Raw genomic sequence first — 25838 nt, 5'->3', positions numbered from 1 at the left:
GGCTTATTTGGAAGACTTGACCGCTGCGCCGAGCTTCTTGGCAGTGTCGGCCGGGTCGGCCTTCGGATCGTTGATGTAGTTGGTCACGACATCGAAGAACGCGCCTTGCACGGCCAGCGTGGTCGCCATGTTGTGCGCCATGCTCGGTTGCAGGCCGCCGGACTTGGCGTCCGCCAGGAAGTCCTTGGCGGCGGTCTGTGCGCAGGAATCGAAACCGAGTTGTTCCATGTTGTTCAGCATGTCGTTGCGAACCGGGATCGAGCCTTTGTTGATGCTGAAGACTTTCTGGAAGTTCTCACCCAGCACGACTTTGGCGATGTCCTGCTGACCGGCCGCAGTGCCTGCGTCCTTCTGCTTGAACACGGCCAGCGAGTCGATGTTGTAGGTGAACGCCTTGTCGGTGCCCGGGAAGGCCACGCACTCGTAGTCCTTGCCAGCGACTTTCTTGGCGGCGGTCCATTCGGACTTGGCCCAGTCACCCATGATCTGCATGCCGGCCTTGCCGTTGATGACTTTGGCCGCTTCCAGGTTCCAGTCCTGACCTTTGCCGTCGGCGTCCATGTAGGTCGCGACTTTCTTCAGCTCGGTCAGCGCCTTGACCATTTCCGGGCCAGTCAGCGCGGCGTTGTCCAGGTCGACCAGGGCCTTTTTGTAACCATCGACACCCATGACCGAAAGCACTACCGCTTCGAACACGGTGCTGTCCTGCCAAGGCTGACCACCATGGGCCAGAGGGATGAAACCTGCAGCCTTGAGCTTGTCGCCTGCAGCGTAGAACTCTTCGAGAGTGGTCGGGTTCTTGGTGATACCGGCTTTCTTGAACACTTCCGGGTTGATCCACAGCCAGTTCACGCGGTGAATATTCACCGGCACGGCGACGTAATCACCGTCGTACTTCACGGTATCGGAGACTTTCTTGTCGAGCAGACTGTCCCACTTTTCCGACTTGGCGACATCTTTCAGCACGTCGGTGTCGAGCAGGCCGGTCGACGCCCATTCCTGGATGTCCGGGCCTTTGATCTGGGCTACACCAGGCGGGTTGCCGGCCACGGCGCGGCTCTTGAGCACGGTCATGGCAGTCGAACCGCCGCCACCGGCTACGGCCCCGTCTTTCCAGGTGAAGCCATCTTTCTCGACCTGCGCCTTGAGCACGTCGACCGCCGCTTTTTCACCGCCTGACGTCCACCAATGGACCACTTCCACCGAACCTTTGGAATCGGCAGCCATGGCACTGAGCGGGAACAGGGAGGCGAAGGAAACGACGAGGGCGAGGCGAGAGAGCTTGTTCATGGGACTTCCTTTTTTGTTGTTATGCAGAGGCAAGTCTGATGCTTGCGTTGCGTGAGAGTGTAAACACCGCCAAGTGGGGTGCAGGTAACGAAGGGATAGGGAAATGTCACAGACTGGTGACATTCATGATCGCCCGGCCAGTTGGTGTGCAGAAACACGCGGACCGCTCACACCGTCTTGCGCGGCAAGACCAATGTCACCCGCAAGCCACCGGCCGGAAGATTCTGCAACGTCACCTCGCCACCGTGGCTGTGGGCGATGTTGCGCGCGATACCCAGCCCTAGCCCATAGCCCTGCTGGGTACCGGCCAGGCGGAAGTGCGGCTCGAAGACCTTCTGTAATCGTTGCTCGGGTACACCGGGGCCCTCATCGTCCACGTACAGCACGAAGGCCTGCGCATCGTCGTGGATGGACAGGTGCGCGCGGTCACCGTACTTGAGGGCGTTGTCGATCAGGTTGCCGATGCAGCGTTTGATGGCCAGCGGCTTGCCGGCGTAGGGTCGGCGCGCCTGGCCTTCCAGGGTCACACGGCCATTGCCGTGCGGCGCCAGATAAGGTTCCACCAGACAGTCGAGGACCTGATCGAGATCGACCCGCTCGATGTTCTCGTGGATGTCGGTGTCTTTCACGCATTGCAGTGCGCCCTTGACCAGCAATTCCAGCTCGTCCAGGTCGCGGCCGAACTTGGCCTCCAGGGTGGGATCGTCGAGCAGTTCGACGCGCAGCCGCAAACGGGTGATGGGCGTGCGCAAGTCATGGGAGATGGCGCTGAACAACTGGCTGCGTTCGGTCAGGTAGCGGCTGATGCGCTCGCGCATGGCATTCAGCGCCCGCGCCACTTCCACCACCTCGCTGCCGCCTCCGTCCATGGGCGGCTGGTTGTTGACCTCGCCCAAGGACAACTCGCGTGCGGCGCGAGCCAGACGTTTGAGAGGACGACTCTGCCAGTGCACCAGCACGCCGATGAACAGCAACAGGAAACCGCTGGTGAGGGCGATGAACCAGATCTGCTGGGCCGGCAGTCCCTCTTCTTCCAGGGTCGTGTAGGGTTCGGGCAACAGTGAAGCGATGTACAGCCATTCGCTCGGCCCCAGGCGAATCTGGGTGACCAGCACCGGTGGATTCACCGGCTCCAGGGTCAGGGCGTAGTGCGCCCAGGAACGCGGCAGTTCGTCCAGCTTCAGGCCGCTGTTGAAGATGCGCAGATCATCGGGGCTGACGAAGGTCACCGAAATATCCACGTCGCTGCCCAGCTGAGATCTGAGCACCGCAGACACCGCCTCGATTACCGCGGTCTTGCGTGCGGTCGGTTCGAGCAACTGCATGCCCAGGGGCTTGTCATTGAGCGATACGAAAAAGCGCGTACCGCCCATGCTGCGCAGCTGATCCAGCACCAGCGGCCGATAGGCCAGTGGCAGCGAACGAAAATAGCTGACGCTGGCCGCCATCGAATGCGCCAGGCTGCGCGCGCTGGTAACCAGTCCTTCGAGCTGAGTGGCCCGCAACTGCGACAACCAGATCACGCTGGACAACCCCTGCGCCAGCAGCACCGCCAGCAGTGTCAGCAAGAGCATGCGGCCCAGCAGCGAGCGTGGTTTAAACAGGCGCAACGTGGGCCGCCAGCAGGTAACCGCTACCGCGCACCGTGCGGATCAACCGGGGCGGTTTGTCGTTGTCGCGCAGGCGCTGGCGCAGACGGCTGACCGCCATGTCGACGATGCGGTCCAGAGGCATCGGCTCGCGCCCGCGGGTGGCGTTGCCGATGGTGTCGCGGTCGAGAATCTGCTGGGGATGATCGAGAAACAGTTTGAGCAAGGCGAAGTCGGCACCGGACAGGAACACCTCCTCGCCATCGGTGTGAAACAACCGGTGGCTCACGGTATCGAGCCGCCACTCGTCGAAGCCAAGCACCTCGCCGCTGCGCTCGCTACGCTCGCTGGCGAACTGGCTGCGCCGCAGCAGCGCCTTGATGCGCGCTTGCAGCTCGCGAGGGCTGAACGGTTTGCCCAGATAGTCATCGGCGCCTAATTCGAGACCGATTACCCGGTCCGCTTCATCGGAGCTGGCCGTCAGCATGATGATCGGCACTTGGGCCATGCGTGGATGCTGGCGGATCCAGCGGCACAGGCTGAAGCCGTCTTCGTCGGGCAGCATGACGTCGAGAATCACCAGGTCGGTGCCGACCTCGGCGCTCAGGGCTTCGCGAAAGCCCGCGCCGTTGGCCGTGGTGCGCACGGCAAAGCCGGCGCGGCTCAGGTAGGTGTCCAGCAGTTCGCGGATTTCCTGATCGTCATCGACCAGCAGGATCGATTTGCCGACAGTGCTCACGTGGGCGTCCTTGTTGTCATTGCCGGGTCGATACGCCCGGCTTTTTTCAAGGGCTGATTAAACGCTCAAGCTTGCGCCTGTTGCAAGGCCACGCCAGCGCCCAGCAGCCCGGAGAACTCGGCCGTGACCACCCACACGGGAATGCCCTTGAAGTAATCGCTCATGCAGCCCTTGTCGGCGAAGCTTTCGGCGAAACCGCTCTGCATGAAGATTTCCAGGAAGCGCGGGATCACGCCGCCGACGATGTACACACCACCGCGACCGCCCACGGTCAGCACATTGTTGCCCGCCACCCGGCCGAGAAAGCGACAGAATTGCTCCAGGGTTTCGCGGGCGACGGGATCGCCGGCCAGACCGGCTTCGGTGACTTGCGCAGGTGAGTCGCAGGATGGCTCGTGACCGTCCACTTCGCACACAGTTTGATACAACCTCAACAAGCCGCCACCGCTCAGAATCGTTTCGGCACTGACGTGACCGATCTGCGCTTCGATGTGCGCTCGCAGCTGAGCTTCGCGGGGGCTGCCAACCGGCAGGTCGACGTGGCCGCCCTCCCCCGGCAGCGCCATCCAGCCGTTGCGCAGGCCGATCAAGGTGCCCACGCCCAGGCCGGTGCCCGGACCGATGACCACGGCCGGACGTGCAGGGTCGGCCTCCCCTTCGCACACCAGCTGATACTCGTCGGGCTGCAGCCGGGTCATGCCCAAGGCCATGGCCGTGAAGTCGTTGATCAGCAGCAGGTGATCCAGCTGCAGGGTCTGGCAGAAGGCCTTGCGGCTCAGGCGCCAATGGCTGTTGGTGAAGCGAAATTCGTCACCGTCCACCGGGCCGGCCACCGCCAGGCACGCGGCACCGATATCGCCTTTCTGCAGTTTGAGGTCGGCCATGTACACGCCGATCGCGTGCTCGGGGCTGGTGTGGTCCGCCGTCGCGAAGACCCGGACCGAATGCAATGCGTCATTCTCCCAGATGGCGAAACGTGCGTTGGTACCGCCAATATCGCCAATGAGGGCGAGTGTCATCGCAAAATCTCCAACCCCGAAGTGAAGGCACTGGCGCCTTGCTCGGCCGAGCTGAAGGCCTGGCGCATGAACCCGAACAGTTCACGCCCGCAACCTACGCCATTGGCCAAGGTGCCGACCGCCGGGGTGCGGCTGGCCAGCGTCTGGGCATCGACGCGCACCTGCAAGGTACCTTCGACACCGTCGACCCGGATGATATCGCCATCGCGCACCAAGGCCAACGGTCCGCCACTGGCCGCTTCGGGGCTGACATGAATGGCGGCGGGAATCTTGCCAGACGCGCCGGACATGCGCCCGTCGGTAACCAGCGCGACCTTGAAGCCGCGGTCCTGCAGCACGCCGAGAAACGGCGTCATCTTGTGCAGTTCCGGCATGCCGTTGGAGCGCGGGCCCTGGAAACGCATGACGGCGACGAAATCCTTTTCCAGCTCGCCGGCCTTGAACGCGTCGGCCAGTTCCTGCTGGTCCTGGAACACGCGGCAAGGCGCCTCCACCACCTGATTCTCCAGAGCCACAGCAGACACTTTCATGACGCCACGGCCCAGGTTGCCTTCCATCACGCGCAATCCGCCCTCGGCCGAAAACGGGCGTGCCACCGGGCGCAGAATGCTCTCGTCGAGGCTCGCCACAGGCCCTTCGCGCCAGACCAGACGGCCGTCTTCCAGAAACGGCTCGCGGGTATAGCGGCTCAGGCCATGGCCGGCCACGGTGTTGACATCCTCGTGCAACAGGCCTGCACCGAGCAGCTCGCGAATCAGGAACGCCATGCCGCCAGCGGCCTGGAAATGGTTGATGTCAGCCTTGCCGTTCGGGTAGACATTGGACAGGGTAGGCACGACTTCGGAAAGGTCGGCCATGTCCTGCCAGGTCAGGATGATGCCTGCTGCCATGGCGATCGCCGGCATGTGCAGGGTGTGGTTGGTCGAACCGCCCGTGGCGTGCAGGGCGACGATCGAATTCACCAGTGACTTTTCGTCGACGATGCGACCAATGGGCGTGAACTCGCCATTGGCTTTGGTCAGGCGCGTCACCTGATGAGCCGCTTCATGGGTCAGCGCGTCGCGCAGCGGCGTATTGGGGTTGACGAACGAGGCGCCCGGCAAATGCAGGCCGAGCACCTCCATGAGCAGCTGATTGGTGTTGGCCGTGCCATAGAAGGTGCAGGTGCCCGGACTGTGGTAGGACTTCATCTCCGATTCGAGCAACTCCTCACGGCTGGCCTTGCCCTCGGCATAGCGCTGCCGGACATCGGCCTTTTCCTTGTTGGAAATGCCCGACGGCATCGGTCCGCCGGGGACGAAGATCATGGGCAGATGGCCAAAACGCAGGGCCCCCATCATCAAGCCCGGCACGATCTTGTCGCAGATGCCGAGCATCAGCGCACCGTCGAACATGTTGTGCGACAGCGCCACGGCTGTGGACAGCGCAATGGTCTCGCGGCTGGCCAGGCTCAGTTCCATGCCGGGCTCGCCCTGGGTCACACCATCGCACATGGCCGGCACGCCGCCGGCGAACTGGCCGACCGAGCCGATTTCACGCAGGGCCTGCTTGAGCTGTTCGGGGTAGGTCTCGTAAGGCTGATGCGCCGAGAGCATGTCGTTATATGACGAAACAATTGCGATATTGGTCGCGTTCATCATGCGCAGTTGGTGCTTGTCTTCGGTGCCGCACCCCGCTACTCCATGGGCAAAGTTCGCACACTGCAGCTTGCCCCGCATGGGGCCGTCGCTGGCAGCGCTGTCGATCAGTTGCAGGTAGTGCTCGCGGGTAGCTTGGCTACGCGCGATCAGCCGTTGGGTGACCTCAAGGACGCGGGGATGCATGTGAAGAACTCCAGGCTTTGGGGGCGACCTCTGCAACACTCTGTCCGAACTACGACCTGTGCCAGGGCTCAAAGCCCTGCAGGCAGAATCGATGTGAAGGAAGGGTTGTACCGGTCACTCGTTGTAGATAGAACAAAATATTGCCACTAAAAAGGCTTGTTTTCTATTTCTATGCGAATAATCTTGTAATTCCAACAACAAAACAGATTACGTGACCTGCTTGCCCGGACCTGATCCAAGGGGAATCACCCAATCTGATTACAGGAATCACTCATGACCATTCGCATAGCAATCAACGGTTTTGGCCGCATCGGCCGCAACGTCCTGCGGGCACTCTATACCCAAGGCTACCGCCAGGACCTGCAAGTCGTCGCCATCAACGACCTGGGCGACAGCGCGATCAACGCCCACCTGCTCAAGTACGACACGGTGCATGGCACCTTCGACGGCACGGTGGAGCACGACAAGGAAGGCCTGACGGTCAATGGCGATCGCATCTCGGTGAGCGCGATCCGCAACCCGGCCGAGCTGCCGTGGAAGGCCGAGAAGATCGACGTGGTGTTCGAATGCACCGGCCTGTTCACTGACCGTGAGAAGGCCGCGGCGCACCTGACCGCCGGCGCGCGCAAGGTGATCATCTCGGCCCCGGCCAAGGGCGCCGACGCCACGGTGGTCTATGGCGTCAACCATGAAGTGCTGCGCCAGTCCCACGAGGTGATCTCCAACGCCTCGTGCACCACCAACTGCCTGGCGCCGGTTGCCCAGGTACTGCACCGCGAGCTGGGCATCGAGCAGGGTCTGATGACCACGATCCATGCCTACACCAACGACCAGAACCTGATCGACGTGTACCACAGCGACCCCTACCGCGCGCGCTCGGCCACCCAGTCGATGATCCCCAGCAAGACCGGTGCTGCCGAGGCAGTGGGCCTGGTGCTGCCCGAACTTGCCGGCAAGCTGACCGGCATGGCAGTACGCGTCCCAGTGATCAACGTATCGCTGGTCGACCTGACCCTGAACCTGTCGCGCGAAGTCAGCCGTGACGAGATCAACGCGCTGATGCAGGCGGCGGCCGAACAGTCCAAGGTGCTGGGTTACAACACCCTGCCGCTGGTCTCGACCGACTTCAACCACAACCCGCTGTCGTCGATCTTCGATGCCAACCACACCAAGGTCAACGGCAAGCTGGTCAAGGTCATGGCCTGGTACGACAACGAGTGGGGCTTCTCGAACCGCATGCTGGACAACTGCCTGGCGCTGATCAACGCCAAGTAAGACCCCATAGCGGCTGGATACGGTTGATGCCGTCTCCAGCCGCGATACCTCTTGCAAAGATCGCGACTTGACTAGATGAACAGATGAGAAGCATTATCATCTGCTGCTTTCCGGTCGAGCACTTCCGTGAGTCAATCACGCTTCAATTCCGTTTTTCTCTCCCAGCGCTTGAGTCTGCTGCGCACCCTTCAGCGCATGGTACGCAACCCCAGCACCGCCGAAGACCTGCTTCAGGAAACCTACCTGAGGGTCAACCGTGCCCTGGGCGAGCGACCCATCGAGCACCTCGAACCCTTCGTGTTTCAGACAGCGCGCAATCTGGCACTGGATTATCTGCGCTCACGGCGGGTGCAGGAGCGGACCATGGTCGAAGATGTGCCCCTCGACGTGCTACAAAGCATTGCAGCAGCGAGCAGCACTCCAGATGAGGCGGCTCATGCCGAGCGCCTGCTGGCCAGGCTGACCCTGAGCCTTGGCCGACTGACGCCGCGCCAGCAGCGCATTTTCATATTGAGCCGAGTGCATGGCAGCAGTTATGTAGAGATTGCCCAGGAGCTGGACGTCTCGGCAAGCACCGTACAGAAGGAATTGAAATTGATCATGGCGATCTGCATCGGCGTCGCACAGCGCCTGGAGCAACACCCGTGAACCGGCAGCATTCACCAGAACAGGCGCCATTGACGCCCGTCACGGAGCAAGCCATCGATTGGCTGATCGTTCAGCCCTGCGCCGACCCCGCCGAGCAAAGGGCATTCGAGACCTGGCTGCTGGCCGACCCCGGACATGCCGCTGCGTTCGAGCAAGCCCGCGCCGTGTGGCACGGGGCGCCGGTGCAGGACGCCGCCGTGGCCCTGCAAACGCAGTGCCGAACGCCGGCGTGGCGGCGGCATTGGAAACCCCTCGCCACCGCCGCGATACTGGTGGTCGGCGTACTCAATTTCACCCACCTGCCGCTGCGCGTACAGGCTGCTCATCTGACCCAGGTCGGCGAACGCCAGCACCTGGAACTGGAGGACGGCTCCAAGGTGCTGCTCAACACCGATTCGGCCTTTTCCAGCCGAATCGACACGCGGCAACGCAGCGCGCGCCTGTACGAAGGCGAAGCCTTTTTCGAGGTGCCGCCCAGCCGTCGGCAACCTTTGCAGGTGCGAGCCGGCCCGGTGCGTGCCGATGTGCTCGACAGCGCCTTCGCCGTTAGCTACCACGATGGCCAGGCGCAGGTGCGGGTACAGCGCGGCAACGTCGACCTCAGCGCCAGCCATGACGAGAAAGTCCGTCTGAACGCCGGCGACAGTATCCGTATCGGCCCCAAGGGGTTCGGCACACGCGAGCGGCTCGATCCGCAGAAGGATCTGGCCTGGGTCCAGGGCCGGCTGATCTTCGAGAACTGCCCCATGGGCGAGGTGCTCGCCGAACTTCGACGCTATTACCCAGGGTGGATCATCAATACCGACAAAAAACTCGAGCAGGTGGCGGTGACCGGCAATTACCGCCTGGACAATCCGCTCGATGTAGTTCGCTCGCTGGCCCAGGTAACGTCGGCGCAGGTGCGGGAGTTTCCGGCGCTGGTCATCCTGAACTGACAGACACGTCACTCTCATGAACCAACAACCTGCATAACCCGCATAATTATTTTTACGCTGTAGCGCTTCCCCATCCGTCTAGTCATAGCCAATGCAACTGATTCGTATTCGAATCAGCGACACTATAACGACACGCGACAAGGAGCGCTTTCGATGCCCACAGGTTTCACTCGTCCAACGTTCCACCACTCGGTGCTCGCCGCTGCCCTGCTGCTGGCCGCCGTGCCTGCCGTGGGCAGCGCTGCAGAGCCGACACCAAGCAGCGCCCGCAACAGCGTCAGTCACTCCTTCAGCATCGCCCAGCAACCTCTGACATCGGCCTTGAACGGCTTCAGCACCACGACGGGATGGCAAGTCGGACTGCCCGCCGAGCTCGCTCGGGACGTTGTATCACCCGGCGCACGTGGCAACCTGACGCCGGAACAGGCACTGGATCGCCTGCTCGCGGGCACATCGCTGCGCTACCGGAAAATTAGCGCCAATAATGTCGTGCTCGAGCGCAGTCCGCCGGGTGCCGTGATCGCCCTGCAACAGATGACCGTCAGCGCCACCCGCCAGGAACAGAGCGCCGACAGCGTACCGAGCACCGTCAGCGTGCAGGACCGCACGCAGCTGGACCGTGACAACGTCAACACGATTCAGGATGTGGTGCGCTACGAACCGGGCGTGTCAGCGGGCGGCACCGGCCTGCGCAGTGGCATCACCGGCTACAACATTCGCGGCATCGATGGCGACCGCATCCTCACTCAGGTCGATGGCGTCGAAGTGCCGGACAGCTTCTTCAACGGCCCCTATGCGCAAACCGAGCGCAACTACGTCGACCCGGAAATCGTCAAGCGGGTGGAAATCCTGCGCGGGCCGGCGTCGTCGCTGTACGGCAGCAGCGCCATCGGTGGGGTGGTCAGCTATTACACCCTGGACCCGGAAGACATCATCAAGCCGGGCAAGGACATCGGCGCGCGCCTGAAGACCGGCTACAGCTCGGCAGACGAGAGCTGGCTGAGCTCGGCCACCGTGGCCGGCCGTACGGGTGACCTCGACGCCTTGCTGCATGTGAGCCAGCGCAACGGGCATGAAACCGAGTCCCACGCAGATCACAACAGTACCGGACTGAGCCGCACCGCGGCCGACCCCAAGGATGTGCGCTCCACCAACGTTCTGGCCAAGCTGGGCTGGAACTACGCCGACGACGCTCGGTTCGGGCTTACCTATGAAAAGTACAAGGACGACCGTGATGTCGACCTGAAAAGCGCCTATGGCGGCCCGTATGCCAATGGCAGCCCGCTGAATTTCTATCGATCGCGCGGTGGCAATGACACGGTCACCCGCGAGCGCTTCGGCTTGAACCACGACTTCGGCCTGGACAGCGTCGTGGCCGATCACATCAAGTGGAGCCTGAACTACCAGATCGCCAAGACCGACCAGCACACCGAAGAGCACTATGTCGTTCCGCGCGCACGCGATGTGCTGCGAACGCGTGACACCCTGTACAAAGAGCGCCAGTGGGTGTTCGACCTGCAACTGGACAAGGCCTTTCAGGTGGGACAAACCGATCACCTACTGACCTACGGCACGAACATCCGCCAGCAGAAGGTCACCGGCTCGCGCAGCGGCTACGGGACCTGCCTGACCGTGATGGGCAGTTGCCGAGCCATCGGCGCCGACAGTTCGACCGATCGCCTGGTCAAGTCCAGCGACTTCCCCGACCCGACCATCAACACCTACAGCCTGTTCGCCCAGGACGAGATCCGCTGGAACCAGTGGACCTTCCGGCCCAGCGCTCGCTATGACTACACCCAGCTCAAGCCCCGCCTGACCGATGAGTTCCTGCGCACGGTCAACCCCAAGGGCGAGTACACCGTGACCGACAGCGATCGGAACTGGCACCGGTTGTCACCCACGATGGGCGTGACCTACGACTTCGATGACCACTACACCTGGTACGGGCAGTACGCCGAAGGCTTCCGCACGCCCTCGGCCAAGGCGCTGTACGGTCGCTTCGAAAACCTGGGCGCCGGTTATACGGTCCAGCCCAATCCGGACCTGGATCCAGAGAAAAGCAGAAGCTATGAAACCGGTCTGCGCGGCAAATTCGAAGCCGGCACTTTCGACATCGCGGTGTTCTACAACCAGTATCGTGACTTCATCAACGAAGATGCGGTCACCCCCGGGGCGACGTCCGCGGTGTTCCAAAGCAACAATATCAAGCACGCCACCATCAAGGGCGTCGAGCTCAAGGGCCGCTTGAACCTGGACAGCTTCGGCGCACCGCAAGGTCTCTACAGCCAGGGCTCCATCGCCTACGCCCATGGCAAGAACGAAGACAACGGCCAACCGATCAACAGCGTCAATCCGCTCAAGGGTGTCTTCGGCCTGGGTTACGAGCAGCAGCAATACGGCGGCCTGCTCAGCTGGACACTGGTCAAGCGGCAGAACCGAGTGGACAGCAGCGCGTTCAAGTCGCCGGACGGCAGCGGCGTGTTCAAAACGCCTGGATTCGGCATCCTCGACCTGGCCGGTTACTACAAGGTCACCGACGACGTCACCGTCAACGCCGGCCTGTACAACCTCACCGACAAGAAATACTGGCTATGGGACGACGTACGCAGTTATGACGGTGTGGGCGAAGCGGCGGTGACATCACCCGCCAACCTCGACCGTCTCACGGCTCCTGGTCGTAATTTCGCGATCAATCTGGTTTGGGACATCTGATAATGGCACTGTAGGGGCAGATAACCGCTGCCCCTGTGGTGAGATTTTTTTACGGTCCGCTGTGAGTCGATTCGTCTCGTCTACACAGCACCGCATTTTCAAGGAATTCGCAATGACCGTCACCGAGCACCCTCAGGACCACGCCCCACTGCGCTCCGCGCGCTTGCGCGCGATCAGCCAGGCGTTGCATGACAGCCTGGAAAACACCGTGGCCCGCCACGCGCCATTCGATACGCCGGAAAGCTACGGGCGCTTTCTGCAGATGCAGTACCTGTTCCAGTCGGAGCTGCAGCACCTGTACAACGATCCCGCCCTGATCGCCTTGTTTCCCGACCTGCCCGGGCGCTGCCGCGCTGAGGCGGCCAAGGCCGACCTGATCGATCTGGGCGTGGCCATTCCGCAACCTGTTCCGGGCGCCCTCAGCGAGCCCAGCCTGGCGACGGCGCTGACCTGGATTCGTGTCTCCGAAGGGTCTAAACTCGGCGCCGCTATCCTGATCAAGCGGGCCAACGCCCTGGGCTACACGGAGAGTTTCGGTGCTCGTCATCTGGCCGAACCCGAAGGCGGACGCGGCAAGGGCTGGAAAGCCTTCAACGCAATTTTCGATGCCCTGCCCTTCAGCCCGAGCGAAGAAGCGGAAGCCGACCAGGCGGCCAACGACGCGTTCGCGCGCTTGCAGGTGCTGCTGCAACACACCTACGCCGATCATCGGGACACGGCGCCGGCTTGAAACCCGACTGTATGGAACTCATGGACAACCCTCGCCCGCTCCCCTCAAAGATGGCCCGCGTGCTTTACGGCCTGCTGGCCTATACCAGCCTGATCATCGGGCTGATCGCGATCGTGGTGCCGGGGTTGCCCACCACCGAGTTCATCCTGCTGGCCGCGTGGGCGGCAACCAAAAGCTCGCCGCGGCTCAGCGCCTGGCTGGAGAACCACAAGTTGTTCGGCCCCATGCTGCACAACTGGCGCAATGGCAAGGTGATCACCCGCCGGACCAAGGTCAGCGCCACCGTCAGCATGGTGATCTGCTCGCTGGTGATGTGGTTCACCCTCAAGCAACACTGGCCGGTCTACGCTGCCATCGCGGGCATGGTGCTGGTCAACCTGTGGATCTGGTCGCGACCCGAACGCGTCACTGCCGAGCGCTGACCCACAGCCTCGGCCCTACAGCTTTGAGCCATGGCAAGGCATACTGCCTGCCTCCGCTGTCCAGAATGCACGAAACCCATGCGTATCCACGTCAGCTTCATCGACCGTGTCGGCATCACCCAGGAAGTGCTGGCATTGCTTGGTGCCCGCAATCTCAATCTCGATGCCGTCGAGATGGTCCCACCCAACGTCTACATCGATGCGCCGACGCTCAGCCCGCTGGTCCTGGAAGAGCTGCACGATGCCCTGTTCCGGGTAAAGGGCGTGGAAGACGTGCGTGTGGTCGACATCCTGCCCGGACAGCGCCGGCATCTGCAGCTCGAAGCCCTGCTGGCCGCCATGGCCGATCCAGTGCTGGCGCTGGACAGTGCCGGCAATGTTCTGCTGGCCAACCCGGCCTTGGTCGAGCTGTATGGTCGCGAGCCGGCCGGGCAGTCGGTGGCCGATCTGTTCGCCGATCCGGCCCTGCTCGGTTCCCTGTTGGAACAGGGGTTCCGACTGCCACTGCGCGAGGTCAATCTGAATGGTCAGACGCTGCTGCTCGATGCCACACCCATCACCGACGCAGGTGCCTTGCTGACGCTGTACCCGCCCAACCGCATGGGTGAACGGCTGGCCGCCCTGCACCACGACCATGCCGAGGGATTCGACTCGCTGCTGGGTGACTCTGCACCCATTCGTGCGCTGAAGGCTCGAGCGCAACGCGTTGCGGCCCTGGATGCGCCTTTATTGATCCAGGGCGAAACCGGCACCGGCAAGGAACTGGTGGCACGTGCCTGCCATGCCGTCAGCGCGCGCCACGGGGCGCCGTTCCTGGCTCTCAATTGTGCCGCGCTGCCGGAGAACCTCGCCGAGAGCGAGCTGTTCGGCTACGCCCCCGGCGCCTTCACGGGTGCCCAGCGAGGCGGCAAGCCGGGGCTGATGGAGTTGGCCCACCAGGGCACGGTGTTCCTCGACGAAATCGGTGAAATGTCGCCGTACCTGCAAGCCAAGCTGCTGCGTTTTCTCAACGATGGCAGCTTTCGCAGGGTCGGCGGCGACCGCGAGGTCAAGGTCAATGTGCGCATCCTCAGCGCCACCCACCGCAATCTGGAGCAGATGGTGGCCGAAGGAGCGTTTCGGGAAGACTTGTTCTACCGCCTCAACGTGCTCAACCTGAATGTGCCGCCGCTGCGCGAGCGCGGCGAAGACATTCTGTTGCTCGCGCGTTACTTCATGCAGCAGGCCTGCACGCAGATTCAGCGGCCGATGTGCCGACTGACAGCGAATACTTATCCTGCCTTGCTGGGCAACCGCTGGCCGGGCAATGTCCGGCAGTTGCAGAACGTGATCTTTCGCGCCGCTGCCGTCTGCGAAAGCAATACGGTGGATATCGGTGATCTGGATATTGCCGGTACCCGCGTGACCCACCGCAACGACGGTGAGGTGGTCAGCCTGGAGCAGGCGGTGGGCGCCTACGAAAAAGCGCTGTTGGAAAAGCTATACCCCAGCTATCCGTCGAGCCGCCAGTTGGCCAGCCGACTGCAGACGTCACATACGGCCATTGCGAATCGACTGCGCAAGTACGGTATTGGTAGCGCATCCTGACACGTCACACAACCCATACCGTATCGATTCCAATACACCGTACGCAATCCAATACACCCTTGTCTGATGCGCCCTGTAGCAGCGGCGCAAGCCGCGTCTGGGCCCACCGCAGTGTATTCGACAGACCGCGTTTGGCGCCGACGCGGCTTGCGCCGCTGCTACAGGGGCTATCGCCAGGTATGGGCCCGCGTGATGCGTAGCGTTTTCGTTACAGCCAATCTGCTGCTGGACGTAGGTCATCTGCCTGAAGGCCTTGAAGTGTGTGGCTTTGGGGAATCTGGCAACCATCTTGCTAAGTAACCGCCATTGCTGAACCCCAAATCATTGCGGAGTTTCCATGAGCGAGTTGCGTTTCACCGTCGAACACGAATGGCTACGCCTCGAAGCCGACGGCAGCGTCACAGTCGGCATCACCCCTTTTGCCCAGAACGCCTTGGGCGATGTCGTGTTCGTGCAGTTGCCCGAATTGGCCCACCACGCGCGCGATGCCGAGGTTTCGGTGCTGGAATCGGTGAAGGCTGCCAGCAGCATCAACATGCCGCTCGACGGCGAGATCGTCGAGGTCAACGCAGCGCTCGATGCCGCCCCGGAACTGGTCAATCAGGACCCACTGGCACAGGGCTGGTTCTTCCGTTTCATCCCCGATGACCTGGACCAGGTTCACGCCTTGCTCGACCAGCCCGCCTACGACAACCTGATCGCCGCCCAAGGCTGAGGATCGACCATGACTCGCGCCATTGCACTGCACACCGACAACGAATTCATCGCTCGCCACATCGGCCCCGGCCCTGCCGACGAGCAGGCCATGCTCGATTTTCTCGGCTACGACAACCTGGACGCGCTGAGCGCCAGCGTCATCCCCGAAAGCATCAAGGGCACCAGCGTGCTTGGTCTGTCTGCCGGGCAGAGCGAAGCCGATGCCTTGGCCGCCATCAAGGCCATTGCCCAGCAGAACCAACTGTTCAAGAACTACATCGGCCAGGGCTATTACAACACCCACACGCCAGCGCCGATTCTGCGCAACCTGCTGGAAAACCCTGCGTGGTACACGGCCTACACGCCGTATCAGCCGGAAATTTCCCAGGGCCGCCTGGAAGCGCTGCTGAACTTCCAGACCCTGATCAGCGACCTGACCGGCTTGCCCATCGCCAATGCCTCGCTGCTCGACGAAGCGACCGCGGCTGCCGAAGCCATGACCTTTTGCAAACGCCTGAGCAAGAACAAGAGCAGCCAGCGCTTCTTCGCCTCCAGCCACTGCCACCCGCAGACCCTGGCCGTACTGATCACCCGCGCTGAGCCCTTGGGTATCGAGGTGGTCGTCGGCGACGAGCACCAGCTCGCCGACACCGACGGCTTCTTTGGCGCACTGCTGCAGTACCCCGCCAGCAACGGCGACATTTTCGATTACCGCGAACTGGTCGAGCGCTTCCACGCCGGCAACGCTCTGGTGGCTGTGGCCGCAGATCTGCTGGCCTTGACCCTGCTCAGCCCGCCGGGTGAATTCGGTGCCGACGTGGCCATCGGCAGCGCCCAGCGTTTTGGTGTGCCGTTGGGTTTCGGCGGCCCGCACGCTGCGTATTTCTCCACCCGCGACAGCTTCAAACGCGACATGCCAGGCCGTCTGGTCGGCGTGTCCGTGGACCGTCACGGCAAGAGCGCCCTGCGCCTGGCCATGCAGACCCGCGAGCAGCATATCCGCCGCGAGAAGGCCACCAGCAACATCTGCACGGCGCAGGTCCTGCTGGCCAACATCGCCAGCATGTACGCGGTCTACCACGGCCCGGCTGGCTTGATCCAGATCGCTCGGCGCACCCACCAGCTCACCGCCATCCTGGCGCGCGGCCTGACGCAACTGGGCGTGCGCGTCGAGCAGCAGCATTTCTTCGACACCCTGACCCTTGCCACCGGCAACGCGACCGAGCGCCTGCATGAGCAGGCCCGTGCCGCGGGTATCAACTTGCGCGAGGTCGATGCCGAGCGCGTGGGCATCTCGCTGGACGAAACCACCCGCCAGGCCGATGTGGAAGCGCTGTTCGCGCTGTTCCACAACGAAAGCACCGAGGTGACCTTCCAGACCCTGGCCGACGAAGTCACCGATCGACTGCCCGAAGCCCTGCTGCGTCAGTCGGCGATCCTGCAACATCCGGTCTTCAACCGCTATCACTCGGAAACCGAGCTGATGCGCTATCTGCGCCGCCTGGCCGACAAGGACCTGGCCCTGGATCGCACCATGATCCCGCTGGGCTCCTGCACCATGAAGCTCAACGCCGCCAGCGAGATGATCCCGGTGACCTGGGCCGAATTTGGCCAGTTGCACCCTTTCGCTCCGGCCGCGCAGAGCCTGGGCTATCAACTGCTGACCGACGAGCTGGAGAGCATGCTGTGCGCCGCCACCGGTTACGACTCCGTGTCCCTGCAGCCCAACGCCGGTTCCCAGGGTGAATACGCCGGGCTGCTGGCGATTCGGGCCTACCACCAAAGCCGTGGCGAAGCGCATCGCGACATCTGCCTGATTCCGTCCTCGGCCCACGGCACCAATCCGGCTACGGCGCACATGGCCGGGATGCGCGTGGTGGTCACCGCCTGCGACGCGCGCGGCAACGTCGACATCGAAGACCTGCGCGCCAAGGCCATCGAGCACAGCGACAAGCTGGCAGCCCTGATGATCACCTACCCGTCCACCCATGGCGTGTTCGAGGAAGGTATCCGCGAGATCTGCGCGATCATCCATGACCACGGAGGCCAGGTGTACATCGATGGCGCCAACATGAACGCCATGGTGGGCCTGTGCGCGCCGGGCAAGTTCGGCGGCGACGTGTCCCACCTGAACCTGCACAAGACCTTCTGCATTCCCCATGGCGGTGGCGGTCCGGGTGTCGGCCCGATCGGCGTGAAAGCGCACCTTGCTCCGTTCCTGCCCGGCCACGCGGCCCTGGAACGCAAGGAAGGCGCCGTCTGCGCAGCGCCGTTCGGCAGCGCCAGCATCCTGCCGATCACCTGGATGTACATCCGCATGATGGGCGGCGACGGTCTCAAGCGCGCTTCCCAGGTGGCCATCCTCAACGCCAACTACATCGCCCGTCGCCTGGAGCAGCATTACCCGATTCTGTACGCCGGCAGCAACGGCCTGGTGGCTCACGAGTGCATCCTCGACGTGCGCCCGCTCAAGGACAGCAGCGGCATCAGCGTCGACGACGTCGCCAAGCGCTTGATCGACTTCGGCTTCCACGCCCCGACCATGTCGTTCCCGGTGGCGGGCACCCTGATGATCGAGCCGACCGAAAGCGAATCGATGGAAGAACTCGACCGCTTCTGCAACGCCATGATCCAGATCCGCGAAGAAATTCGCGCGGTCGAGGAAGGCCGTCTGGATCGCGACGACAACCCGCTGAAGAATGCGCCGCACACGGCCGCCGAGTTGGTCGGCGAATGGACCCACGCCTACAGTCGTGAACAGGCGGTCTACCCGCTGCCGACCCTGCTGGAAAACAAGTATTGGCCACCCGTTGGCCGGGTCGACAACGTTTTCGGCGACCGCAACCTGGTGTGTGCCTGCCCTTCCATCGAAGCCTATCAGCAAGCGTGATGACGGCGGTGCGCGGCCTTGATTGCCGCGCGCCCTGCTGCGCAAGGAATGACTATGTCCGATACCCCTCTGCAAACCACCCCGCTGCATGCGCTGCACCTGGAACTGGGCGCGCGCATGGTGCCCTTCGCCGGCTACGACATGCCGGTGCAGTACCCACTGGGCGTCATGAAAGAACATCGACACACCCGAGCCCAGGCCGGCCTGTTCGATGTGTCGCACATGGGCCAGATTCGCCTGACCGGCGCCGACGCCGCCAAGGCCCTCGAAACGTTGGTGCCGGTGGACATCATCGACCTGCCGGTGGGCATGCAGCGCTATGCGCTGTTCACCAACGAACAGGGCGGCATTCTCGACGACCTGATGGTGGCGAACCTGGGCAACGACACCTTGATGCTGGTCGTCAACGCTGCCTGCAAGGACCAGGACCTGGCCCACCTGCAACAGCATTTGAGCGGCCGTTGCACGATCGAAGCCTTGTTCGATTCACGTGCGCTGCTGGCGCTTCAGGGTCCGGCGGCGGTCACGGTGCTGGCACGTCTGGCCCCGGAAGTCGCGCAGATGACGTTCATGCAATTCGCCAGCGTCGAGCTGCTCGGCGTGGTCTGCTACGTGAGTCGCTCGGGCTACACCGGCGAGGACGGTTTCGAGATTTCCGTGCCAAACGCCCAGGCCGAAGCCCTGGCGCGCGCGCTGCTGGCCGAGGCTGAAGTGGAACCCATTGGCCTGGGCGCACGGGATTCGCTGCGACTCGAAGCAGGCCTGTGTCTGTACGGCCATGACATGGACAGCGATACCTCGCCCATCGAGGCCAGCTTGCTCTGGGCCATCTCCAAGACGCGCCGCGCCGATGGTGCCCGTGACGGAGGTTTCCCGGGTGCCGAGATCATCTTCGCGCAGCAACACGAAGGCGTTGCACGCAAGCGCGTCGGCCTGCTGCCTCAAGAACGCACACCCGTACGTGAGGGTGCTCCCATCCTGAATGCCGAAGGCGTTGAAGTCGGTCGCGTCTGCAGTGGCGGTTTCGGCCCGACCCTGGATGCTCCGGTTGCCATGGGCTATGTGGAGGCCAGCGCAGCGACGCTGGACACTACGCTCAGTGCCATCGTGCGTGGCAAGCCCGTGCCCATGAAAGTTGCCAAGATGCCGTTCGTGCCGCAACGCTATTATCGGGGCTGATTGCAACCTGGCGCATCGATGGACTCTGGCTGACAGCCGTCCCTGGTAGATAAAAACTATGACGCGACGCTAAAGCGTCATAGTTCCAACACACCTTATTGCACTGTTTCCGTTGTTTTAACTCAATGACGTCAAGTGTATGCAGCTTGTGCACGAACTTGGGGCAACGCCCCGAACAGGGCCTGAAATGCGGCACAAAAAGGTCTGAACACCGCGGTTGCGAGGGCTTGTTTTTCTCGCTGAAGTTAGCGTAAAGTTTCTCCACTGTGTTTGCATGGGTCGCTTGGATCGTGACCTGGGCAGTAGCGCTGATGACTGCTACAACCCGTTCGACGTCTCTTAACTTTCCTGCAAATCAGCCCAGTACTCTTTCATGTGAAAGACGCTGTTAATACTTCTAGGTTTCAAGGAAATTAAGCTATGTCGAATCGTCAAAGCGGTACCGTCAAGTGGTTCAACGACGAAAAAGGTTTCGGTTTCATTACGCCTGAAAGCGGTCCAGACCTGTTCGTTCACTTCCGCGCCATTCAAGGCAACGGCTTCAAGAGCCTGAAGGAAGGCCAAAAGGTCACCTTCGTATCCGTGCAGGGCCAGAAAGGCCTGCAGGCCGACGAGGTTCAAGCCGAGGCTTGATTCGAGCGTCGCCCAAAAGCCCCAGCGCTGATAGCCTGGGGCTTTTTTGTGGCCGCTCGGTAAGCGCCGACTGCCCCCCTTCCAAGGATTCTCGATGGCACCCGATGCCGTGAACGCTATACATCAGCCGATGCCGGCAACCTTGGCTCGCCGGCTGGCTGCGGCGGCCTACGATCTGATCCTGTTGGTAGCCCTGCTGATGGTCGCCACCGCGCTGTACAAGCTGGGACAAGTGCTCTGGTACGGCGAAGCTCACCTGCGCGCCCTGTCCGAGGCAGGCGCCTTAGATCATGACCAATGGCTTTCACTGCTGCTGGCAAGTCTGTCGTTCGCCTTCTTCGCCTGTTTCTGGACCCGTGCCGGGCAGACCCTGGGCATGCAGGCCTGGGGTATCCGCGTGCAAAGTGCCGACGGTAGCCCGCTCGGCCTGGGCCAGGCGGCGCTGCGCTTTGTCCTGGCGATAGTGTCGTGGCTATGCCTGGGGATCGGCTGGTGGTGGATGCTGTTCGATCGACGCCAGCGCACCTGGCACGATCTGGGATCGCGCAGCCAGGTGGTGCGGATGGCCCAACGAAAAACCGGCCACTGAGGGCCGGTTTTCTGTGTGGCTGTGCTTGCGCTAACCGGCGCGTCGCAACAGCCAGATCCCTGCCACGGCGCAGATCGCTGCAGGCAGCACCACTGCCAGCAGCGGTGGGAAGCCGAATACCAGGCTCGATGGCCCGAGCAGGTCCTGGGCGATGCGGAACACGAAGCCCACCAGCACGCCGGTGAACACGCGCTGGCCCAGGGTGACCGAACGCAACGGGCCGAAGATGAACGAGATGGCCATCAACACCAGCGCTGCCGTGACCAGCGGTTGCAGGACCTTCACCCAGAACGCCAACCAGTACTGACCGTTGTTCAGCCCTTGATCGGCGAGGTAGTGGATGTAGCCCCACAGACCGGAAATCGACAGCGCTTCGGGTGCGACAATGACCGTACTCAGCAGCTGTGGAGTCAGGGAAACATCCCAACGCTCTTCGGGAGCCTTGACCACTTCGCTGCGATCGCTGTGGAACAGCGTGGTAGTGACATCACTCAACTGCCAATGATCACCATCGTATTGCGCCTTGCGGGCAAAGCTGGCGCTGAGCATATGGCGCTGGTCGTCGAAGCGGTAACGGGTGACCCCGTACAGCAGGCCTCGTGGCTGGACCGTGTTGATGTGGATGAATTCATCGCCCTGGCGGTGCCACATGCCGTGCTTGCCGCTCTGCGCATCGCCACTGCCCTGAGCCAGGGAGCGCTCGGCCTGAGCCTTGTCTTCTGCAGGCGGGGCAACGTATTCACCTACCAGCACGCCCACGATCATCAACACCAGCATGGGCTTCATCACTGCCCAGACGATGCGCCCCACCGACACGCCGGCCGCGCGCATGATGGTCAGTTCGCTGCTGCTGGCCAGGCTGCCGAGGCCGATCAGGCAGCCGATCAGGGCCGCCATCGGCAGCATGTCGTAGACCCGTCGCGGAGCCGTCAGCGCCACGTATTTGCCGGCATCGACCAAGGTGTAGGTGTCGCTGATGTCACCCATCTCGTCGATGAAGGCGAACAGCGAGGCCAGCCCGAGGATGATCCCCAGCACGGCCAGAATGGCGACCGCGACGCTTTTGCCGATGTAACGATCGAGCTTAACCATGGGTCACCCCCTTGGCACGGCGGCTGGCACGGGCCAGCTTCATGGGTTCCCAATACATCAGCAGCAGGCCGATGGCCAGGAACAGCGCGTGCACCCACCACATGCCAAGCGCTGCGGGCAGCCGGCCTTTTTCCATGGCGCTGCGCGCGGCGATGAGCAGGGTCAGATAGGCCATGTACAGAAGGATCGCCGGTAGCAGTTTGAGGAAACGGCCCTGGCGCGGGTTGACCCGCGACAACGGGACTGCCATCAGAGTCACGATGAACACCAGTATGGGCAGCGACAGGCGCCACTGCAGCTCGGCGCGAGGCCGTGGGTCATTGCTGCCCCACAGCTCGCCGGTGGGGATGGCTTCGCGATCGGTGATGTCACTGCTCACGTCCGGCTTGGGCAGAAGCACACCGTAGGTGTCGTACTGGATGGCGCGGTAGTTGGCTTCGCCCGGGTTGCCGTCGTAACGGAAGCCGTTCTCCAGAATCAGGTAGCGGTTGCCATCGGCACGCACTTCCTGGCGGCCCTTCTCGGCCACCAGCACGGAAATTCCACGATCCTTCGCCTTGTCCTGTGACATGCGTTTCTCGGAGATGAACACGCCACTGAGGTCGACGCGGTTTTCCGAGAGGCTCTGGGTGTAGGTGACGCGGGTGCCATCGCGCAACGCCTGGAAGCGACCCGGCACCAGGGTGTCGAACTCGGTCATGGCGTCCTGCTGATTGATGATCGTGGCGACTTGGGCGACGCCCTGCGGCGCCAGGCTCAGGCTCAGCCAGGCCACCAGCAGGGCGACCAGCGCCGCCGGGGCCATGGTGATCGCCAGCAGGCGCTGCTGGCTCATGCCGGTGGCGGAAAGCACGGTCATCTCGCTTTCCAGGTACAGGCGCCCATAGGCCAGCAGGATGCCCAGAAACAGGCCCAGCGGCAGGATCAACTGCAGGAAACCCGGCAGGCGGAAGCCCATGATCATGAACAGCACGCCGGGGTCGAGGATCCCTGACGCCGCCTGGGCCAGGTACTTGATGAAGCGCCCGCTCATGATGATCACCAGGAGCACCGCACTCACGGCGCTCATTGTGATCATGACCTCACGGGACAGATAACGGAAAACGATCAAACCAGACACTCCAGGGTCGTCGCGCGCAGGCAGCCCGACAGGGGAACGTAGCAGCCAGGACAGGGGCCGGCCCGCAGGAGCGGGCCAGGTAAAAAAGTCGCCGCATTATCCTGTGAAAGGCTGTGCCTGTCACTTAACAGCGGCATTGGATGGACAATTACCACCATGCAAAGGTTGCGAGGGGGCTGGGGCTGGGGTCAAACTGGACGCTTTCGCGCGAACCGTCTTGCGCAAGCATCGACCTAGAATCAGGGGTTCTGGATATGGAATTGGTTGTAAAGAGCGTTGCTGCCGAATCGATTAAAACCGCGACCCTCGTCGTCGCCATCGGCGAAGAGCGCGCACTGGGCGCCATTGCCAGCAAGATCGACAGCCTGAGCGGCGGCTTGATCAGCGCTGCACTCAAGCGTGGCGACATCGTCGGCCGTGCCGGCCAGACCCTGTTGCTGCCGGGCGTACCTGCACTCAAGGCCGAACGCCTGCTGCTGGTGGGCAGCGGCAAGGACGAAGAACTGGCCGACCGCCCATGGCGCAAGCTGGCCAGCGCTGCCTATGGCGCATTGAAGAACCTGGGCGGCAGCGATGCCGTGTTCGCTTTCGACGAGCTGACCGTCAAGGGCCGTGACGCCTACGGCCGAACCCGCCTGCTGGCAGAAACCCTGATCGATGGCGAATACGTGTTCGATCGCTTCAAGAGCAAGAAGGCCGATCCGCGTGCCTTGCAGAAAATCACCCTGCTGACGCAGAAATCCAGCCAGGCCGACGTCGAACGCGCCGTGACCCATGCCAAGGCCATCGCCAGCGGCATGAGCTTCACCAAGGACCTGGGCAATCTGCCGCCCAACCTGTGCCACCCCAGCTTCCTGGCCGAAGCCGCCAAGAGCCTGAGCAAGGCGCACAAGAATCTCAAGGTCGAGATCCACGACGAGAAGAAGCTCAAGGAACTGGGCATGGGCGCGTTCCTGGCCGTCGCCCAGGGCAGCGCACAGCCGCCACGCCTGATCGTGCTCAACTATCAGGGCGCGAAGAAATCCGAGCAGCCGTACGTGCTGGTGGGTAAAGGCATCACCTTCGACACCGGTGGCATCAGCATCAAACCAGCGGCCGGCATGGACGAGATGAAGTACGACATGTGCGGTGCGGCCAGCGTGTTCGGCACCCTGCGCGCCGTGCTGGAGCTGGAGCTGCCGATCAACCTGGTATGCCTGATGGCCTGCGCCGAGAACATGCCCAGTGACCGTGCGACACGCCCCGGCGACATCGTCGAGACCATGAGCGGCCAGACCGTGGAGATCCTCAACACCGACGCCGAAGGCCGTCTGGTGCTGTGCGATGCCCTGACCTACGCCGAGCGTTTCAATCCGCGCGCGGTGATCGACATCGCGACCCTGACCGGCGCCTGCGTCGTCGCTCTGGGCGGCCATACCACCGGCCTGATGAGCAACAACGAAGCCCTGGTCGGCCAGTTGCTGGAAGCGGGCAAGCAGGCGGACGATCGTTGCTGGCAGCTGCCGCTGTTCGAGGAGTACCAGGAGCAACTGGACAGCCCGTTCGCCGACATCGCCAACATCGGTGGGCCGAAGGGCGGTGCCATCACTGCCGGCTGCTTCCTGTCCCGCTTCACCAAAGCCTATGAGTGGGCGCACCTGGACATCGCCGGCACGGCGTGGGTCAGCGGCGGCAAGGACAAGGGCGCCACCGGTCGTCCGGTGCCTCTGCTCACCCAGTACCTGCTGGATCGCGCCGGGGTGTAATGCCTCAAGTCCGCGTCGGTCCTTTTCGCGGGCAGAGCCCGCTCCCACACAAGCATGCTTCCTGTGGGAGCGGGCTCTGCCCGCGAAAAGAACGACTCGGTCTCAAGCACCAGGAACACACCATGCCCCAAGTCGACTTCTATGTTCTGCCCACGCCCCTGCCCGCCGCTCGTCTGGATTTCGCCTGCAAATTGGGCGAAAAAGCCTGGCGCCTGGGCCATCGGGTGTACGTCCATTGCACCGACGCTGCCCAGCGCGAGGCACTGGATGCACGCCTGTGGAGCTTCAAGGGTGAAAGCTTCGTCCCCCACAGCCTGGCGGAGGACGATCCGCACTCGCCCGTCACGTTGGGCATCGCTGCACAGGCGGCGGGCCATGACGACCTGCTGATCAACCTGGCCTTGAGCGTACCGAGCTTTGCCGGGCAGTTCGCCCGTATCGCTGAAATAGTGGTAGAAGACCCTGCTATTCGTCAGGCCGCCCGGGAGAGTTTTCGCTTCTACCGTGAACAAGGCTATCCTCTGCAAGACCACCGCTTATCGCGACTTTGAGCCTACGATGGACAACAACACCAAGCCTTTGCCCAAATCCGTACACCTGCTGGACGACCTCGAATCGATCCGCAAGCTGCTCGGCGACGACACCCTGCAGCCACCGCTCCTGACTGACGCCGTGGTTCGCAGCGAGCCGGATGTGCCGTTGCTGTTCGAACTGCACGACGAGCCCGGGGCCGCTGCCGAAGCGCCAGCGGCGGCAACCGTTGCCCCTACCCCCGCGCAGAACCGCCAGGACACCCTGCTGCACCTGGACGCCGAACTGCGCGCCGCCGCTCAGTTGATCATGCAGGATGTGATCGACGATTTCGCACCGCACATCGAAACCGAAATCAAGCGCCGCCTCGAGGCCCGCATGGAAAGGTTGCTGAACCAGCCCTGATCCCCTTCCCCCGCCCTTCGCAGCCACGGACCGCTCGCCTACCACCGTAGGAGCGGTTCTCGGCCGCGAAACAGGCGCTACGGTGTGTCAGCCATACCGAATTGCGCCCATCGCGGCCACGGACCGCTCCTACGCAGCCCGCCTCCCTCCCATAGCCGCCATATCCCCGCTATACTTCCCGGCTTTCTT

The 25838-nt window shown here is 62.8% G+C and carries 22 protein-coding genes; 15 read left to right on the top strand and 7 right to left on the bottom strand.

The genetic code is table 11. The features are described 5' to 3' along the window. Window positions 1-3 precede the first annotated feature (3 nt). The 5 genes from ASF66_RS19030 to edd form a co-directional block, all read right to left on the bottom strand. Window positions 4-1290 (bottom strand): ABC transporter substrate-binding protein, encoded by a 1287-nt coding sequence (locus ASF66_RS19030; RefSeq protein ID WP_043186421.1) that lies wholly within the window; start codon window positions 1288-1290, stop codon window positions 4-6. A 167-nt stretch (window positions 1291-1457) separates the two neighbouring features. Further along, window positions 1458-2864: an ATP-binding protein gene (locus ASF66_RS19025; protein WP_082484727.1), complete on the bottom strand. Its 1407-nt coding sequence runs from the start codon at window positions 2862-2864 to the stop codon at window positions 1458-1460. A 22-nt stretch (window positions 2865-2886) separates the two neighbouring features. Next, window positions 2887-3618, bottom strand: a complete 732-nt coding sequence (locus tag ASF66_RS19020; RefSeq protein ID WP_049861846.1) for a response regulator — start codon at window positions 3616-3618, stop codon at window positions 2887-2889. Window positions 3619-3683: 65 nt separating this feature from the next. Next, window positions 3684-4637 carry a glucokinase gene (locus ASF66_RS19015; RefSeq protein ID WP_056844960.1) on the bottom strand — a complete coding sequence of 318 codons (954 nt, stop codon included), beginning with the start codon at window positions 4635-4637 and terminating at the stop codon, window positions 3684-3686. Then, complete coding sequence (gene edd / locus ASF66_RS19010; protein ID WP_056844959.1) at window positions 4634-6460, bottom strand: phosphogluconate dehydratase; 1827 nt, start codon at window positions 6458-6460, stop codon at window positions 4634-4636. The genes ASF66_RS19015 and edd overlap by 4 nt, the downstream gene beginning before the upstream one ends. Before the next feature lie 273 nt (window positions 6461-6733). Here edd and gap point away from each other — a divergent pair, with 273 nt between their 5' ends. From gap to ASF66_RS18950, 12 genes are all read left to right on the top strand, one after another. Then, window positions 6734-7735: a type I glyceraldehyde-3-phosphate dehydrogenase gene (gene gap / locus ASF66_RS19005; protein ID WP_056844958.1), complete on the top strand. Its 1002-nt coding sequence runs from the start codon at window positions 6734-6736 to the stop codon at window positions 7733-7735. A 126-nt stretch (window positions 7736-7861) separates the two neighbouring features. Continuing rightward, window positions 7862-8383, top strand: a complete 522-nt coding sequence (locus tag ASF66_RS19000) for an RNA polymerase sigma factor (RefSeq protein ID WP_056844957.1) — start codon at window positions 7862-7864, stop codon at window positions 8381-8383. Then, window positions 8380-9318, top strand: a complete 939-nt coding sequence (locus ASF66_RS18995; RefSeq protein ID WP_082484716.1) for a FecR family protein — start codon at window positions 8380-8382, stop codon at window positions 9316-9318. The genes ASF66_RS19000 and ASF66_RS18995 overlap by 4 nt, the downstream gene beginning before the upstream one ends. 153 nt (window positions 9319-9471) lie before the next feature. Further along, the gene (locus ASF66_RS18990) at window positions 9472-12030 is read left to right on the top strand and encodes a TonB-dependent receptor (RefSeq protein WP_056844956.1); all 2559 of its coding nucleotides are present in this window, start codon (window positions 9472-9474) and stop codon (window positions 12028-12030) included. A 112-nt stretch (window positions 12031-12142) separates the two neighbouring features. Further along, window positions 12143-12760 carry a biliverdin-producing heme oxygenase gene (locus tag ASF66_RS18985; protein WP_056844955.1) on the top strand — a complete coding sequence of 206 codons (618 nt, stop codon included), beginning with the start codon at window positions 12143-12145 and terminating at the stop codon, window positions 12758-12760. Between the two features lie 20 nt (window positions 12761-12780). After that, a complete protein-coding gene (locus ASF66_RS18980; protein ID WP_090361984.1) occupies window positions 12781-13182 on the top strand; it encodes a YbaN family protein in 402 nt (133 codons plus the stop codon). 78 nt (window positions 13183-13260) lie between these two features. Next, window positions 13261-14769, top strand: a complete 1509-nt coding sequence (locus ASF66_RS18975) for a sigma-54-dependent transcriptional regulator (RefSeq protein WP_056844954.1) — start codon at window positions 13261-13263, stop codon at window positions 14767-14769. A gap of 337 nt (window positions 14770-15106) precedes the next feature. Continuing rightward, a complete protein-coding gene (gene gcvH, locus ASF66_RS18970; RefSeq protein WP_056844953.1) occupies window positions 15107-15484 on the top strand; it encodes a glycine cleavage system protein GcvH in 378 nt (125 codons plus the stop codon). Window positions 15485-15493: 9 nt separating this feature from the next. Continuing rightward, window positions 15494-18355, top strand: coding sequence for an aminomethyl-transferring glycine dehydrogenase (gene gcvP, locus ASF66_RS18965; RefSeq protein ID WP_056844952.1), 2862 nt, complete (start codon window positions 15494-15496; stop codon window positions 18353-18355). A 54-nt stretch (window positions 18356-18409) separates the two neighbouring features. Then, the gene (gene gcvT / locus ASF66_RS18960) at window positions 18410-19534 is read left to right on the top strand and encodes a glycine cleavage system aminomethyltransferase GcvT (protein WP_056844951.1); all 1125 of its coding nucleotides are present in this window, start codon (window positions 18410-18412) and stop codon (window positions 19532-19534) included. 420 nt (window positions 19535-19954) lie between these two features. After that, window positions 19955-20167 (top strand): cold-shock protein, encoded by a 213-nt coding sequence (locus ASF66_RS18955; protein ID WP_049861833.1) that lies wholly within the window; start codon window positions 19955-19957, stop codon window positions 20165-20167. A 94-nt stretch (window positions 20168-20261) separates the two neighbouring features. Further along, window positions 20262-20756 (top strand): RDD family protein, encoded by a 495-nt coding sequence (locus ASF66_RS18950; RefSeq protein WP_056844950.1) that lies wholly within the window; start codon window positions 20262-20264, stop codon window positions 20754-20756. 30 nt (window positions 20757-20786) lie between these two features. On the opposite strand, the gene lptG is transcribed toward ASF66_RS18950, so the two are convergent. Both lptG and lptF read right to left on the bottom strand, forming a co-directional pair. Next, window positions 20787-21848, bottom strand: a complete 1062-nt coding sequence (lptG, locus tag ASF66_RS18945) for an LPS export ABC transporter permease LptG (protein ID WP_049861831.1) — start codon at window positions 21846-21848, stop codon at window positions 20787-20789. Beyond that, window positions 21841-22959, bottom strand: coding sequence for an LPS export ABC transporter permease LptF (gene lptF, locus ASF66_RS18940; protein ID WP_056844949.1), 1119 nt, complete (start codon window positions 22957-22959; stop codon window positions 21841-21843). Before lptF ends, lptG begins: the two co-directional genes overlap by 8 nt. Before the next feature lie 263 nt (window positions 22960-23222). Here lptF and ASF66_RS18935 point away from each other — a divergent pair, with 263 nt between their 5' ends. The 3 genes from ASF66_RS18935 (at window position 23223) to ASF66_RS18925 (ending at window position 25649) form a co-directional block, all read left to right on the top strand. Next, the gene (locus ASF66_RS18935) at window positions 23223-24713 is read left to right on the top strand and encodes a leucyl aminopeptidase (protein ID WP_049861829.1); all 1491 of its coding nucleotides are present in this window, start codon (window positions 23223-23225) and stop codon (window positions 24711-24713) included. 122 nt (window positions 24714-24835) lie between these two features. After that, window positions 24836-25264: a DNA polymerase III subunit chi gene (locus ASF66_RS18930; protein ID WP_056844948.1), complete on the top strand. Its 429-nt coding sequence runs from the start codon at window positions 24836-24838 to the stop codon at window positions 25262-25264. Window positions 25265-25271: 7 nt separating this feature from the next. Continuing rightward, entirely contained in the window at window positions 25272-25649 is a 378-nt protein-coding gene (locus ASF66_RS18925) for a hypothetical protein (RefSeq protein WP_056844947.1), read from the top strand. The last annotated feature ends 189 nt before the right edge of the window (window positions 25650-25838 follow it).

Source organism: Pseudomonas sp. Leaf129 (assembly GCF_001423465.1).
GTDB lineage: Bacteria > Pseudomonadota > Gammaproteobacteria > Pseudomonadales > Pseudomonadaceae > Aquipseudomonas > Aquipseudomonas coleopterorum.
Note: the sequence above shows the minus strand (reverse complement) of the source record. Positions and strands in the feature narration are given on the sequence as shown.